The organism is Oceanicaulis sp. HTCC2633, from assembly GCF_000152745.1.
Classification (GTDB): domain Bacteria; phylum Pseudomonadota; class Alphaproteobacteria; order Caulobacterales; family Maricaulaceae; genus Oceanicaulis.
Window position 1 is genome coordinate 1257251 of sequence record NZ_CH672428.1, and the last position, 13802, is coordinate 1271052.

General features: G+C 65.2%; 15 protein-coding genes. 6 read left to right on the forward strand and 9 right to left on the reverse strand.

What is annotated here, in order from left to right:
• Window positions 1–99: 99 nt before the first annotated feature.
• Both OA2633_RS05925 and OA2633_RS05930 read right to left on the reverse strand, forming a co-directional pair.
• On the reverse strand, window positions 100–747 hold the full coding sequence (locus OA2633_RS05925; RefSeq protein ID WP_009801592.1) for an OmpW family protein: 648 nt from the start codon (window positions 745–747) through the stop codon (window positions 100–102).
• Window positions 748–878: 131 nt separating this feature from the next.
• Complete coding sequence (locus OA2633_RS05930) at window positions 879–3005, reverse strand: TonB-dependent receptor (RefSeq protein ID WP_009801593.1); 2127 nt, start codon at window positions 3003–3005, stop codon at window positions 879–881.
• A gap of 181 nt (window positions 3006–3186) precedes the next feature.
• On the opposite strand from OA2633_RS05930, the gene OA2633_RS05935 reads away from it, so the two are divergent.
• Together OA2633_RS05935 and OA2633_RS05940 are read left to right on the forward strand one after the other, a co-directional pair.
• Entirely contained in the window at window positions 3187–3621 is a 435-nt protein-coding gene (locus OA2633_RS05935; protein ID WP_009801594.1) for a transcriptional regulator, read from the forward strand.
• Window positions 3622–3707: 86 nt separating this feature from the next.
• The gene (locus tag OA2633_RS05940; protein WP_009801595.1) at window positions 3708–4631 is read left to right on the forward strand and encodes an acyl-ACP thioesterase; all 924 of its coding nucleotides are present in this window, start codon (window positions 3708–3710) and stop codon (window positions 4629–4631) included.
• A gap of 7 nt (window positions 4632–4638) precedes the next feature.
• Here the strand turns inward: OA2633_RS05940 and OA2633_RS05945 are convergent, their stop codons facing one another.
• Window positions 4639–5616 (reverse strand): tetratricopeptide repeat protein, encoded by a 978-nt coding sequence (locus OA2633_RS05945; protein ID WP_009801596.1) that lies wholly within the window; start codon window positions 5614–5616, stop codon window positions 4639–4641.
• A 55-nt stretch (window positions 5617–5671) separates the two neighbouring features.
• Window positions 5672–6577, reverse strand: coding sequence for a hypothetical protein (locus tag OA2633_RS05950; RefSeq protein ID WP_156776146.1), 906 nt, complete (start codon window positions 6575–6577; stop codon window positions 5672–5674).
• 93 nt (window positions 6578–6670) lie between these two features.
• On the opposite strand from OA2633_RS05950, the gene OA2633_RS05955 reads away from it, so the two are divergent.
• From OA2633_RS05955 to OA2633_RS05965, 3 genes are read left to right on the forward strand one after another with little or no spacing between them, the layout of a single operon-like run.
• Window positions 6671–7855, forward strand: a complete 1185-nt coding sequence (locus OA2633_RS05955) for a DNA cytosine methyltransferase (RefSeq protein WP_009801598.1) — start codon at window positions 6671–6673, stop codon at window positions 7853–7855.
• A 2-nt stretch (window positions 7856–7857) separates the two neighbouring features.
• Window positions 7858–9039 (forward strand): NAD(P)/FAD-dependent oxidoreductase, encoded by a 1182-nt coding sequence (locus OA2633_RS05960; RefSeq protein WP_009801599.1) that lies wholly within the window; start codon window positions 7858–7860, stop codon window positions 9037–9039.
• Window positions 9033–9455, forward strand: coding sequence for a very short patch repair endonuclease (locus OA2633_RS05965; protein WP_009801600.1), 423 nt, complete (start codon window positions 9033–9035; stop codon window positions 9453–9455). The genes OA2633_RS05960 and OA2633_RS05965 overlap by 7 nt, the downstream gene beginning before the upstream one ends.
• On the opposite strand, the gene OA2633_RS05970 is transcribed toward OA2633_RS05965, so the two are convergent.
• A complete protein-coding gene (locus OA2633_RS05970) occupies window positions 9452–10342 on the reverse strand; it encodes a LysR family transcriptional regulator (protein WP_009801601.1) in 891 nt (296 codons plus the stop codon). The two genes, OA2633_RS05965 and OA2633_RS05970, sit on opposite strands and share 4 nt — an antisense overlap.
• A gap of 103 nt (window positions 10343–10445) precedes the next feature.
• Here OA2633_RS05970 and OA2633_RS05975 point away from each other — a divergent pair, with 103 nt between their 5' ends.
• A complete protein-coding gene (locus tag OA2633_RS05975; RefSeq protein ID WP_009801602.1) occupies window positions 10446–11225 on the forward strand; it encodes a class III extradiol ring-cleavage dioxygenase in 780 nt (259 codons plus the stop codon).
• A 66-nt stretch (window positions 11226–11291) separates the two neighbouring features.
• Here the strand turns inward: OA2633_RS05975 and OA2633_RS16055 are convergent, their stop codons facing one another.
• From OA2633_RS16055 to OA2633_RS05985, 4 genes are all read right to left on the reverse strand, one after another.
• Window positions 11292–11462 carry a hypothetical protein gene (locus tag OA2633_RS16055; RefSeq protein WP_009801603.1) on the reverse strand — a complete coding sequence of 57 codons (171 nt, stop codon included), beginning with the start codon at window positions 11460–11462 and terminating at the stop codon, window positions 11292–11294.
• A 550-nt stretch (window positions 11463–12012) separates the two neighbouring features.
• The gene (locus tag OA2633_RS16060) at window positions 12013–12162 is read right to left on the reverse strand and encodes a hypothetical protein (protein WP_009801604.1); all 150 of its coding nucleotides are present in this window, start codon (window positions 12160–12162) and stop codon (window positions 12013–12015) included.
• Between the two features lie 27 nt (window positions 12163–12189).
• A complete protein-coding gene (locus tag OA2633_RS05980; protein ID WP_009801605.1) occupies window positions 12190–12573 on the reverse strand; it encodes a hypothetical protein in 384 nt (127 codons plus the stop codon).
• Between the two features lie 69 nt (window positions 12574–12642).
• Entirely contained in the window at window positions 12643–13707 is a 1065-nt protein-coding gene (locus OA2633_RS05985) for a DUF5694 domain-containing protein (protein WP_009801606.1), read from the reverse strand.
• Window positions 13708–13802: the final 95 nt, after the last annotated feature.

The window sequence follows — 13802 nt, forward strand, 5'->3', positions numbered from 1 at the left end:
CACGCCATGCAAAACGGGCGCCCCGCAATCGCGAAGCGCCCGTAACAGTCCCCAACCCCTGAGGGAGGCCCCAGCAGGGGCTCTCCCTTGTGCAGGCGTCTAGTAACGCCAGCCGAAGCCAACGCCGACAATCCAGGGATCAATGTCCACGTCTGCATTGACGACCGCGTTGAGCGCCGTGCTCGCGTCCACGGTCACATCGGTGTTGATCCAGACCTTCTTGACGTCGAAGTTCAGGAACCAGCGCTCGTTGATCGCGTAATCGACGCCCGCCTGAAGCGCGAGGCCGAAGGACGGGTCATAGTCGATGCCGTCCAGGATCGTGCCGGAGGGCAGATCGTCATTGAAGAAGATCGTGTAGTTCACGCCCGCGCCGAGATACGGACGGACCTGACCTTCAGGGTTGAAGTGATATTGCAGGGTCAGGGTCGGCGGCAGCAGGGTGACGTCGCCCAGATCAAGATCACCGACAGCGGTGTCCACCGCCATCACGTCATGCGGCGTGACGCCCAGGATCAGTTCTGCGGCGATGTTGTCGGTGAAGAAGTAGCTGATGTCGAATTCCGGCACGACAGAGGTGTCGATATCGACATCGCCGCCAATGGTCTGGATGTCCGCGCCTTCATCAGGCTGAACGGTGATGGCGCGCACGCGGAACTGCCAGTCGCCCTTTTCGGCCAGGGCAGCGGGAGCCGTCATGCCGGTCAGTGCAACAACGCCGGCGGCGGCGAGAAGGAGCTTTTTCATGGGTACGTCCCTTTTCCCATAGTGAAGATGGGGACTTTCTGCGCCCGCTCGCGAAGGTTTGATATATGGCAAGGCGCCGCGCGTCCGGCTGACGCGCGGCGCCCTGCCGCAGGGAAGGGAAGCACCCTGCTTTAGAAGCTGGTCCGGACTGCGATGCGCACATTCCGCCCCGGCAACGGCACCTGGTCCTTCAGGAAGGAGGTGTGCACCCGCCCCTCTTCGTCGGTGATGTTGCGCACGCCGAGAATGACGCGCACATCCCGGTCCGCAAACGGGGTCACTTCGAGATCCGCATTGAACATGGCGTAGCCATCGGTCTCGGTCTCGAACGCTGCGGTTTCATCCTGATCGGCCACCAGATGCGCCTCGCCACGCACGGACCAGACGCCCCGTTCGGCGATCAGCGCGATATTGGAGGACAAAGGCGGAATGCGCGGCAGATCGCCGCCGTCATCCACCGTGCCGCGAACATAATCAAGGCTGGCCTCGCCGCTGAACGCCCAGCCTCGGACGGCGCCGAGAGCCGCTGTCAGCTGCGCTTCAAATCCATAGAGCGCCGTATCGGCCTGGCGATATTCAAAGACGTCAAAGCCTTCCTCCTCCTCGCCCGTCGGAAACAGACCGATGAAGCCGTCATAATCGGCGTAGAACACATTGCCCTCAGCCGAGACGCGGGCGCCGGAGTACCGGGCCGTCAATTCGCCCGACCAGGCCACTTCCGTATCGAGATCCAGGCTGCCCCGTTCATAGGCGCGTGTGGCGGCGTGAGGCCCGTCAGCAAAGACTTCCGCATCCGTCGGCGCGCGTTCGGTGCGCGACAGGGTCGCTGCGAGGAACCAGTCTTCACGCGGACGTACGAACACCGATCCGGAACCGGACACCGTGTCGAATGAACGCGTTGCACGCTGGCCGCTCAGCTCCCTGCTTTCGACCCGCAGACCGCCTTCAAGACCCCAGTCTCCATTGTCCCAGCGCTCGGTGACGAACGCGCCCCAGTCCTGGGTGGTGACCGGCTCGATATAGCTCTCATCACCCTCGGCGGAGAAGTCCTGGGTCAGCGCCTGAATGCCCCAGGCGCCCTGGCGATCGCCTCCATGGTCATGGCCCACCTCGATCCGGCCTTCAAAGCCGTTCTTGCGGAACAGGGTCCCGATTTCCCCCTCTTCGAGCTCCGCATGAGTGTAATGGGCATGAGCAAAGCTCCAGCGAACCCGGTTGAACAGGGCGTCCCGGTTCAGCTCACCGCGCAGGTCGATGCGGGTCTGGTCGAGTACGAGGCGCGGCGCCTCTTCGCCCTCATGGGCGTGATCATCGTGATCCTCGTCGTGATCATCCTCGCCCTCTTCGTGGTCATGCTCCTCCTCATGGGCGTGATCATGGCCGGGCAGACCGTATTCGGCGTCCGTCTCTTTCACAGAGAGGCCGATAAAACCCCAGTCTCGAACCAGCGAAACGGCGCCGGAATAGGTCTCGAAGGTGTAGTCGGAATCCGGAACCGAGCCATGGGCCGGCTCTTCCTCATCGTGATGATCCTCACCGTCGTCATGGTCTTCATCCTCATGATGGTGGTCTTCACGCAGGGCTTCGGTTTCGGCGAACCCGGGAATGTCGAAATCATCGCCTTCGCGCTTGAGACCTTCGAGCTGGATCATCAGACCATTGAAGTCCGCGGTGACGCGACCCGCCGCCTGCGCGCCCTCATCCACGCTCGTGGCGCCGAGATAGGCGAAGCCATCAATCAGATTCTCATTGCGCTCGCTCGGGATGCGTCCGTCGAGCACGTTGACAACGCCGCCGACTGCGCCGCCGCCATAGGCGATCGCCGCGGGACCTCGCAGCACCTCGATCTGTCGGGCGCCCAGCGCTTCAGCCGATACCGCATGGTCGGGGCTGGCGCTCGACGCGTCCAGCGCGCCCAGACCATTGATCAGGACGCGCACGCGATCCGCGCCCAGACCCCGCACGATCGGGCGACCGGCGGCCGGGCCGAAATAGGTGCTGTTCACGCCCGGAAGACGATCGAGCGTGTCGGCGATATTGCCGTTGAGGTCGCGTTCGATCTGTCGGGCGGAGACGACACCGACAGAGCCCACCATCTCCTCGCTTCTGAGCTGGAGGGGAGCAGAGCGGACCACAATGACGTCATCGGCGTCAGCCTCTGCAGGGATCGCGGTCTGCGCCAGAGCCGCAGATCCGGTCAGCGCAAGCAGGCTGACGGCGGCCCCCAGCCGACGAGCATGTGAGAAATCTGACGCCATGGAACTACCCCGCAATGTTATAAAGTCACGTTACGTAATGTCATAACGTCACCCTCTTGGCGCATCAAGTCTGGATTCCCACTTATGCGCATGAAGAGTTCGCAATCCGGACCACACGATGATCCCCTCAGGCTGGCCCCCGTACTCGCGCCGTCCTGCGAAAGCCGTTAGAGTGAAAGCCATGACCAGTGCGATTCAAACACTCGACGCCGCCGAACGGTTCTGCACCGAGCGCGGCCTGTCGCTGACGCCCATGCGCCGGCGAGTTCTGGAATTGCTGGTGGAGGCTGGCGGTCCGGTCAAAGCCTATGACCTGCTGTCCGCCCTCAAGCCCGGCGGCGCCGCCCAGCCCCCTACGGTCTATCGCGCGCTCGACTTCCTCACCCGCGCAGGTCTCGCCCACAAGGTCGAAGCGCTGAACGCCTATACCGCCTGCCTGAACGGGCATGATGAAGAGGATCCCTGCACCGGGTCAGCCGAACTCTTCATCTGTGAGTCCTGCGGCAATGTCGATGAGCGCCACATGCACCGTGCGCCGTCCGACGCCCCCGACGGCTTCGTGATCAGCCGCAGCGTGGTCGAGCATTACGGCCAGTGCGCGCGCTGCGCCAACTGACGCCTCCTCGCTTTTACGTCCCGGAGCCCTGACAGAGCCGGCGAAGCGCCCTAGCTTTCCATCTGAAACAGATGGGAGTTCAGCCAATGCGGGTCTTGTGGCGCGGCAACGCCAATACATGGGAATGTGACGAGCTGGGCCATCTCAATGTCCGGTTCTATATGGCAAAGGCGCAGGAAGCGCTGGCGGGCCTCGCGGACCAGCTGGGCATGCATCACGCCTTCGCGCCGGACGCCACGGCCACCTTGATCCCCCGCGATGTCACCCTCCGGTTCCTGGCGGAAGCCCGTCCGGGGGCGCCCCTGCATATTTCGGGCGGCGTCATCGGTCATGACGAGACCAGCCTGACAGTGGCCATGATCCTGTTTCACGCCGCCAGCAACACGCCCGCCGCCACATTCGAGATCCGCGCAGAGCACTCCCATGCGCTGACCGGACGGGTGTTTGGCTGGCCGCAGCGCAGTCTCGAGGCGCTCGACGCCAGCCTGATCGACCGCCCGGAGCTGCTGACGACGCGCAGCCTGGGCATGGCGGCGCCCAGCGAGACTCTGTCGCTATCCAGGGCGCAGACGCTGGGCCTTCAGGAAATCGGGCGCGGCCGGATCAATCGCGATGAGCTTGACGCCTTTGGCCGCATGCGCGCCGAGTTCGGGATCGGCAAGGTGTCCGACAGCGTCATTCACTTCAGCGACGGCTTTCCCGAGCAATGGCAGGCGTTTGCGGACAATACGCCGATACGCGTCGCCAGCGCCGTCCTGGAATCCCGCCTCAGCTTCCGCCGTTTCCCCACCCAGGGCGAAGGTTTCGTCATCCGGTCGGGACTCAAATCCGCAACAGAGACTGTGCGCACCCTGGTGCACTGGGCGCTGGATCCGGTCAGCGGACGCCCGTTGTGGAGCATGGAAGCGGTCGCCTGCATGCTGAACCTTGAAACCCGCCGACTGGAGCGCGTCAGCCCGGACCGGCTCGCCCAGCTGCAATCAAGAACCCAGCCGGAGCTGGTCCTCTGACACTGGCTTACTGACCGCCCGAGCCCGCCAGTTCGCGGGCGCGCCTTGCCGCCATGCGGGCCTGGACCGCCTGACCGTCCGTGCGGGCGGCGCTGGCTGCCGTGTCAAACAATTCCGCGGCGGCCTGATGATCACCCTGATCGCTGAGAATGCGCGCCAGCCCGAGGGCCGCCTGGAAATGGCGCGGATCAAACGCCAGCACCCGCTGATAGAGCGCAACAGCGCCCTCGCTGTCGCCCATGCTCACAAGACAGTCTGCATGCGTAGAGAGCAGGTTCAGATCCCAGGGCGCATCGGCGAGCCGGGCCGCTGAGTCCGGACACACGCTTTCATCAATCACCACGTCCCCGCCCAATTGCATGGGTTGACCCGATGCAGGCTCATGAGCGGAAGTGGCGTGAGAGTGCGCAGGCGTATTGCCTGCAGGGGCAGCCTCGCCGGGGTCAGCCTCATGCGTTGAAGGCGCGGCGGACGACGCATGCCCTGACCCGCCATGATCGGCCGATGCGGCTGAGGCTTGGGACGACGCACCCTGCGCCGGCTCCGTGTGCGGGGCGCTCTCGGCCGGACGCGCCTGTTCCGTCGCGTGCGTGCGGGGCGGCGTGCGACTGATCGGGGCGGACACGCCCGTCACGTTCAGGAGCGTGACCAGAACGCCGCCCTGTCGTACTTCCGCCTCGCCGCCGGAAAAGGCGCCCGAAACGGAAATGGAGACGCCATTGGGCGCGCGGCTCAGCGCGAGCGCCGAAACAGGACCCCGGACGGCTGGTTCGATCCGGCGCGAACCTTCGGAGGATACGCCGTCCACGTGCAGGACGAGCCCTTCGCCGGGCCGCACCTGCACCGCCTGGGGTTGCTCGTCGAAGCTGAGCCAGAGCTGGGTGCGCCCGGCCTCCTGCAACACGGAGACGTCGCGCAGGTCCGCCTGGGCGGCGCTGCAGGTCAGGGCGGCCAGAGCCGAAGCTGTCAGAACGCGTATCATCATACCGCATCTCTTGCCGCGAGTCGGAAACCTGACGCCAGAAGTTCCGAACCTGACATCAGAAACGCAATCCGGGTTCCAGTTGCGCCATGGGCCCGCTCAGGCAGGCGTCATACCCCAGAGCGCCCAGCGTCTCGCCTGTCTGGTCCACCACGCGCTCATAAACGGCGCAGGCCTCCCCGGCTTCGGGCATCACATTGAGGATGAAGACCGGATCACCCTCGCCCTCACGGGCGGGCGCATCATCACTCACCACCCGCCAGCGGGCCTGTCCGTTCTCCAGCGTGCAATCCCAGCGCCCGGACTCGCCAAACCTCATCCGCACCACGGCGTCCGGGCCCGTCGCCGCCACATGCAGGACCTGCGCCCGCCCCGCCCCCCGGACAAACGCCATGGAGGAGGACTGACTCTGATCCAGACAGGTCCGGATCAGAGGCAGATAACGCGGCAATTCATCAGACCAGCTCGGTTGCGGCCCGATTTCCGATGCGCAGCCCTGATAGGCGCCGCCCTCGGTCTCGATGTGGGCGAACCGGCCATACTGGCGATCATTCACTTCGCAGACGCCCGCTTCGAGCTCGATCGTGATCGCCGCCCCGTCCTCGGCATAGCCTTCAAAGCGGCGCACGCCGTCACTCAGCCATTGGCTGTCTGGACGGAGCTCGGCGTAGACGGTGACATCGCCCTCGACGGCATGGGCGTAAACGGCGCGCACGGCTCCGTCCGCTTCCAGAAAGTGCAGATCGCCATAAAAGCCCGCCCCGTCTATCTCATAGCCCGAGGTCGGCTCCGTGTCGGGGCGCGTGTCCGGAGCCAGGCTCGGAGTGGGCGCGAAAATCCGGGACTCCGTGGGCGCGCCGAAATTCGCCATGGGCGAAGGCGGAGGCGGCAAGGTTTGCGAGCATGCGCTCGCCATCAGAACCAGCCCGAAAAGTCCCGCAAAGCGGACGAAATTAAGCCTCATATCGTCGTCATCCTGAAGCTGACCGCCCCTGCCCGTCACAGTCGGGGCGCACTTTAGCGTCCTCTCGCGCTTCGTGAAAAGCGCCAAGCCTGTATGCTGTCGCTCATGCGCAGTGATTCCCGATACGGCTATTACGAGTTCTTCTGTGGCGGCGGGATGGCGCGCCTGGGACTTGGCGCGCATTGGCGCTGCCATTTCGCCAATGATATCGACGCGGACAAGGCGAACGCCTATCGCGACAATTTCGGTGATGACCATTTCCACCAGGGCGATGTCTGCGCGCTCAAACCGTCAGACCTGCCCGGCGAAGCGGATCTCGCCTGGGCGAGCTTTCCCTGTCAGGATCTGTCCCTGGCCGGCCCGCGCTCCGGGCTGGCGGGTGAACGTTCGGGCGTGTTCTACGGCTTCTGGCGGCTGATCGAGGGGCTCAGAGCTGAAGGTCGGGCCCCCAAGCTGATCGCGCTCGAGAACGTCACCGGGCTCCTGACCTGTTCAAACGGCGCTGATTTCGCCGCCCTGTGCCAGACCCTGGACGAAGGCGGATACCGGGTCGGCGCGCTGGAGATCGATGCGCGCTGGTTCGTGCCGCAATCGCGCCCGCGCCTGTTCGTCGTGGCGCTGCGCAAGGACATCCCCATTCCCGACGAGCTGGTGCTCGATGAAGCGCCGGACGGCATCTCGCCCTTTCATACCCGCGCGGTGCGCCGGGCGGCGGAACGCCTGCCCGAAGCGCAAAAGACTAACTGGCTGTGGTGGGCCCTGCCCGTGCCGCCCATACCGAACCAGACCCTCGGCGATCTGATCGAACCGGCCCGCCGCACCCCCTGGCACAGCCCGGAAGAGACCCGGCGACTGCTCGCCATGATGAGCCCGGGCAACAAGGCCAAGCTCAAGGCGGCGCGTCAGTCTGATGCACCCATGATCGGCGCGCTCTATCGCCGGACCCGCATGGAGAAGGGCGAGCGCATCCAGCGCGCCGAGGTGCGCTTTGACGGACTGGCGGGCTGCCTGCGCACGCCCGGCGGCGGCTCGTCGCGCCAGTTCATTGTCTCGGTGCGATCCGGCCGCGTGCGCACCCGACCGATGACGGCGCGGGAATATGCACGCCTGATGGGCCTGCCCGATGAGTACAGACTGCCCCAACGCGAGAGCGCGGGCCTGCATCTGGCGGGTGATGGCGTCGCGGCCCCCGTGGTCGCCTTCCTGCGCGAGAACCTGTTCGAGCCCATCCTGGAACACGCTGAAGCGGTCCTGCCCGCAAGCGAGCCTGCGGAATAGCCATGAAGATCGCCATCATCGGCAGCGGGATATCCGGGCTGGCCAGCGCCGCCCTTCTCGCCCGGGATGGACATGCCGTCAGCGTGTTTGAGCGCTTTGACGCGCCGCGTCCGCTGGGCGCGGGCCTGCTGTTGCAGCCTTCGGGGCTTGAGGCGCTCGACGCCATGGGTCTCAGAGAGAAGGCCGAGACTTGCGGCGCGCAAGTGACCCGCCTGATCGGCCGCACGCCCAAGGGACGCACCGTGCTCGATCTGCGCTATGCCGATGGCCGGCCCGGCGATGTCGGGATCGGCATTCACCGCGCCAGCCTGTTCAACCTGCTTCATGACGCCGCGCTTCAAACATCCATCGACTGGCGCACCGGACAGGGCGTTCGCACCCTGCACGACCTGAACGACAAACCGCGACTTGAGCTTAAAACCGGCGATATGAGCGAGCCGTTCGATCTGGTGGTCGCGGCGGACGGCGCCCATTCCAGCCTGCGCCGCCAGATCTGCCCGACCGCGCGTGATCGCGTTTATCCGTGGGGCGCAATGTGGGCGATCCTGCCGGATCCGGAAGGACGGCGGAACGGCCTGCTCGATCAGGTCTATCGCGGCTGCGACGTGATGATCGGCCTCCTGCCGGTGGGCGACAATCCCGCCGATCCTGACGGGCGGCCCGGCGTCAGTTTCTTCTGGTCCTTGCGCGGCGACGCCATTCCCGCCTGGCATGCCGATGGGCTGGACGCCTTCAAGACGCGCCTTCGTGGGCTCTGGCCCCGCGCGGCGGACGTGATCGATCCCGTGACGGACGCCGCAGTCTTCGCCGAGGCGCGCTATCGCGATTGCGTCTGCCCCAGCTGGAGGCGCGGCAAGGCCGTGCTGATCGGGGACGCCGCCCACGGGATGAGCCCGCAACTGGGCCAGGGCGCCAATCTGGCGCTCGGCGATGCGCTGAGCCTCGCCCGTCAGCTCAAGGACGATGCGCCCGTGATCCATGCGCTCAAGGGCTTTGAAGCCGAACGCAAGCCCGTGGCGGGCTATTACACGCTGATGAGCCGGGCGCTGACGCCGGTGTTTCAGTCAAGCTCGAAGATCATCGGCGTACTGCGGGATGCTTTCATGGGGGTGAGCTGCCGCCTGCCCGGCATCCGCAACTGGATGGGCTGGACGCTGGTGGGGCGGGGCCGGCTGCCATGGTGACCCCCAAGGGCAGCGATGTCTTCACGCCCGAGGACCGCGCCCGGGTCATGCGCGCGGTCAAGGGCAAGGACACCAAGCCCGAAATGATCGTGCGGCGGCTGGCCCATGCACTGGGATATCGCTTCCGCCTGCATCGCAAGGACCTGCCCGGCAAACCCGATCTGGTCTTCCCCGGACGCCGGAAAGTCATCTTCGTGCATGGCTGTTTCTGGCATGGCCATGAGTGCGCGCGCGGATCGCGCCAGCCCAAGCAGAACGCCGAATACTGGCGCAACAAGATTGCGCGCAATGTGGAGCGTGACGCCGACAACCTTCAGGCGCTCGAAAGGCTTGGCTGGCAGACGCAGGTGATCTGGGAATGCGAGATGAAGGACCGCGACGCCCTGGCCGATAGGCTCAGGGCCTTTCTGGTCTAGAGCCCGTCCTTGAACCAGTCCTTGAGGTGATCAACCAGAAGCCGCACTCTGTGGGCCAGGTAGCGGTTGGAGGGGAAGACCGCCCAGAGATCGCGATGATCCGGCGCCCATTCAGGAAGAATCTCCACCACATCGCCCGCCTCCAGCGCGGCATGGGCGGCCCAGGCGGGCGAACTGGCGATGCCGGCGTCATGGGCGGCTGCGCAGACGGCCGCACGCGCGCCATTGAGCGTCAGCAGACCGGAGACCTTCACCTCGACGGAGTCCTCCTCACGCTGGAACCGCCAGAGGTTAGGGGCGGGCTTGTTGCGATCGATGATGCAGTCATGCCGGGCCAGGTCATAGGGGTGCTCGGGGGCGCCCGCGGCGTTCAGATAGGCCGGGCTCGCCAGCACTTTCAGAGGCGCCGGCGCCAGGCGGCGCGCAATCAGGCTGGAATCGGTCAGCTGTCCGATCCGCACCCCGAGGTCGAAACCCTCGTCCACCAGATCCACCATCCGGTCGGAAAACTCCAACCGCACTTCCACAGCTGGCCATTGCGCCATGAAGGCCGTGATCGGCTGGATGAGGCGCGAGGACCCGAAATCGACCGGCGCGGACACGCGCAGAATGCCCGCCGCCGCCGCCTGCTCGGCGACCAGTCCGTTCTCGATGGCGTCATACTCAGACAGCCAGGGGCCGACGCGTTCAAGAAGCGCCCGCCCCGCATCGGTCAGGCGCACGGACCGGGTGGTGCGCTCCAGAAGGCGCGCCTGCATGCGTTCCTCCAGCGCCGAGATCTGCTTGGACGCGGCGCCCGCGGTCATGCCCAATCGCTCCGCCGCACGGGTGAAGCTCTCAAGCTCGGCGACAGCGGCGAACAGGCGAAGGGCGTCGATCCGGTCCATATTTTTCCTCTTGGGAAAGAGTAAATCCCGAATTGTGGGTATTATATTCTAGAGCCGGATTTGTCATCTCACTTCTCACATCGACTTGTCCGGAAGCCCTTTCATGCCCCGTCGCCCCGCCCTCTTCCTGTCCCATGGCGCGCCCAGCCTGCTGACAGGTCAGTCGCCCGCCCGAGACTTCCTGATCGCCTATGGACAGACAACGCCTGCGCCCGCCGCCTATGTGGTGGTGTCCGCTCATTGGGAGAGCCAGCCCGTCTGCGTGACCACATCTGCGAATCCCGAAACCGTTCATGACTTCCGCGGCTTTGGCGAGGCGCTTCAGAGCTTTGTCTGGCCTGCGCCGGGGGATCCCCTGCGAGCCGCCTCTCTCGTCACCCGCCTCAGGGCGGCCGGCCTTGAGGCCCGGCCGGACGCCCGCCGCGGACTGGATCACGGCGTCTGGATTCCCCTGGCCCTCATCGAGCCCGACGCGCGGACGCCTGTCATCCAGGTCTCGCTTCCGGCACGCAACACCCCGGATGCAGAAAGCTGGACACTGGGCCGCGCGCTCGCCCCCCTGGCTGAGGACAACATCCAGCTCGTCTTTTCAGGCTCCATGACCCATTCGCTGCGCGACGCCCTGTCCGCGCCGGAGGGCGCCCCGCCTGCTCCTTTCGCCATGGCGTTTGCAGACTGGGCGCGCCAGGCCATGGCCGCTGGCGACTGGCGGTCGCTAGAGACCTGGCGATCTGCGCCTCACGCACAGCGCAATCATCCAAGTCCCGAGCACATCCGACCGCTGCTGGCGGCGGCGGGGGCGGCGACGGGCGCCGCCCGGAGCCTTCACGAGAGCTATACCCATGCCGCCCTGGCGATGGATGTCTGGTCCATACCTGTCTGAGCCCCAACGGCAAAAGGCCCGGAGCGAACTCCGGGCCTTGTCCTGTCCACGACATCGGCGCGTGGTTCAGGGCGCCTTCCAGTCCCAGGGCCCCGGGCTGAAGATGTGCTCGCGCTCGGCCTCATCCGCAGCAATGCGGCGGCGGCGCAGGGCCGGGTCTTCATGGGGCGGCTGCTGAGCCGGAGCCGGGCTGCGTGCATTGTCATTGGCGGGTGAGTCATCCATCATCACGTACATTCTGGTCTCCTTGAACAGCCCCTGATCTGGATTTGGAGCTGCAAGCACAGATCGCCAAGACGGCCCAGGATTAAACCTTGGCCATGTGCTTCATGCTTGCGCGCGTTCCTTGAGATTTCCGGACACCAGACATGGACCCACCGCCCGGCCCCGCTGGATGGGACGGGGCGGCGGGCGGTGGTTGCACACGGGCCCAAACAGAGCTGACGCCTGTAGCGGCCCAGGGGCTGCGGCCTCCAGGGGAGAGGCCGGTCGTCATGGGCGGCAGTTGAGGGGAACCGCCCGTCAGGACCGAGGGAAGCCTGACATGCCGGGGGTTGGGATCCAGAAGCGGAAACGAGACCGCTTCAAGAACTCATCGCCACCCAGCACCCCGATCTTAAGCAATAGTTTTGGCTTTACTCAAGCACATTGGTTAACGAATCTGTTAACAATTGGAATATCGATATTCTTTCAAGAGGAAAACCATCTCGTTTTTATCAGTAAATGCTGTTCACTCAGATACAGGAAAGCCGGACGCAAGGTCCGGCTTTCCTGTTCGACACACGACTCAGTCGTCATCCTCCTTGTATTCAGACGGTCCGGGCTCTGGCACCCTGTCCGCCTCGGCCCCGTCGGCGCCGGCCTCGCGTCGGCGCTGGGCCTCGCGATCAAGGGATTCCGGTTCACCCGGTACAGACTGTTCAGACGCATTCTTCATGACAGATCTCCAGACTTGTTCTCGGTCCTAGCTTTCGCCCGGGCGAATGGGCGGCGGATCGGAAGCCGGGAAGCTGTCATCAAGGGCGTCATCAAGCTTGTCGTCCTCGTCATCGGGATCCGGACTGTCGTCAGGCTTCTTCTTGGACTTTTCCTTGTCCTCGGACGCCAGACGTTCAACAGCCTCTTCGCTTGCGCCAAGACGCCCCGCGGAAGACTGGTCGACCGTCTCGCCGAACCGTTCTCCACGCGCGCCATCGAGCGCCTGATCAACCGGAACCACATGATCGCCCAGCTTGGCGTCATCGGGGCGTAGCTCGCCCTTGCGACCCGTCGCCTTTGTTTCATCAAAGGGTTGGGCGAAAGCCTGATTGTCGGCCGGGGCGGCGTCGGTGGAATAATGGGAAGCCATTTCCGCCTCCTTCTTGCTGTTGTCCTTGCTCAAACAACGCGCACGCCCCCTGCCCCGTTCCGGGAAAGATCAGTCCGCCAGCACCGCATCGACGCTGACCAGCTCCCAGTCCTGCATCTGGTCGAGATAGGCGTCGAAATAGGCCTTGTGCGAGGCGCCCACGATGACCAGCACTTTCGCGCCCGGCTGATTGCCCGCCGCCTCGACGATATTGGCCGCCATGCGCAGATTGCGGGTCTGCCACCAGCTTACATACTGGCGGGCGACCGCGTCATGGTCGGGCGTGGCGGCGGCGAGGCCGAAATCGCCAGCGATCGTGGCGCGCTGATAGCGCGGCGCATTGATGAAGCGATAGCCCGCCAGCACCCGTTCGGGGGACCCCAGATAAGTGCGCGCCTCCTCAAACACGCCATCCACCTCCGGATCGGATTGCGCCCAGACCGACTGGATGGTCGGTCCCAGCGTATCCGGCGCATGGGCATAGATGGAATCCGCCGTGTGATCATCCATGGTCGCCAGATGATCGAGTCCCAGCTCGGCCCCCAACGCCACGGCGAGAACCGCGTTCTCGTTGCGTGAGGCCAGCATGGCGTTGAACGCCTCCACCAGCGCCTCGGTCAGACCATCTTCCGCAAGCCGTTCAGCCTCCTCCAGCTGCGCCCAGTGCAGCGCAGCGGACCAGGGCTCGCCAGCCCCGTAGAGCAGGAGCGCCATCGCCCGGCGCTCGGACGCGCTCGGGGCGTCCGGGAAGTCCTGAAGCCGGGCGCGGGCTTCAATGAAGGCTTCAGGCTGGCTCATCCCCAAAGCGTCGAGCGCCGGCTGGGGATCGCGACAATACTGATCCGCCAGTCCTTCATAGAGCCCGGCATAGCGGCGCAGCTCGTCACAGCCGCGCCCGCCAATGGCTTCAATGGCGATGATGTCGGGGGCGAACGCTTCAAGCCGCTCAAGCACCAGATCCAGATCGCCGGGATTGAGCGCGCCTTCTGGCAGTTGATTGAGGTGCGCCGTGCCCAGCACCAGAACCCGCGTCGGCGCCCCGCCGAGCGGATCCTGAACACCGGAAAAATCAATGTCCGGCTCGGTCGCCTGAGCGAGCGTGAGGGCGGCGAAGGCCGTGAGTGTGATGAGCATGATGTTCTGTCCCCGTTGCGATCTCTGATCAGAAGATGCCGCATCCCGTCCCGATGGATGCAGCATGAGCCTGACAGCTCGGGTCCGGACAGACG

Coding starts and splice junctions, on each gene's coding strand:
- OA2633_RS05955 (WP_009801598.1), top strand. CDS start 6,671: ATGCTGTCGCTCATGCGCAGTGATTCCCGATACGGCTATTACGAGTTC.
- OA2633_RS05960 (WP_009801599.1), top strand. CDS start 7,858: ATGAAGATCGCCATCATCGGCAGCGGGATATCCGGGCTGGCCAGCGCC.
- OA2633_RS05980 (WP_009801605.1), bottom strand. CDS start 12,573: ATGGCTTCCCATTATTCCACCGACGCCGCCCCGGCCGACAATCAGGCT.
- OA2633_RS05925 (WP_009801592.1), bottom strand. CDS start 747: ATGAAAAAGCTCCTTCTCGCCGCCGCCGGCGTTGTTGCACTGACCGGC.
- OA2633_RS16055 (WP_009801603.1), bottom strand. CDS start 11,462: ATGTACGTGATGATGGATGACTCACCCGCCAATGACAATGCACGCAGC.
- OA2633_RS05945 (WP_009801596.1), bottom strand. CDS start 5,616: ATGATGATACGCGTTCTGACAGCTTCGGCTCTGGCCGCCCTGACCTGC.
- OA2633_RS05950 (WP_156776146.1), bottom strand. CDS start 6,577: ATGAGGCTTAATTTCGTCCGCTTTGCGGGACTTTTCGGGCTGGTTCTG.
- OA2633_RS05985 (WP_009801606.1), bottom strand. CDS start 13,707: ATGCTCATCACACTCACGGCCTTCGCCGCCCTCACGCTCGCTCAGGCG.
- OA2633_RS16060 (WP_009801604.1), bottom strand. CDS start 12,162: ATGAAGAATGCGTCTGAACAGTCTGTACCGGGTGAACCGGAATCCCTT.
- OA2633_RS05940 (WP_009801595.1), top strand. CDS start 3,708: ATGCGGGTCTTGTGGCGCGGCAACGCCAATACATGGGAATGTGACGAG.
- OA2633_RS05975 (WP_009801602.1), top strand. CDS start 10,446: ATGCCCCGTCGCCCCGCCCTCTTCCTGTCCCATGGCGCGCCCAGCCTG.
- OA2633_RS05965 (WP_009801600.1), top strand. CDS start 9,033: ATGGTGACCCCCAAGGGCAGCGATGTCTTCACGCCCGAGGACCGCGCC.
- OA2633_RS05935 (WP_009801594.1), top strand. CDS start 3,187: ATGACCAGTGCGATTCAAACACTCGACGCCGCCGAACGGTTCTGCACC.
- OA2633_RS05930 (WP_009801593.1), bottom strand. CDS start 3,005: ATGGCGTCAGATTTCTCACATGCTCGTCGGCTGGGGGCCGCCGTCAGC.
- OA2633_RS05970 (WP_009801601.1), bottom strand. CDS start 10,342: ATGGACCGGATCGACGCCCTTCGCCTGTTCGCCGCTGTCGCCGAGCTT.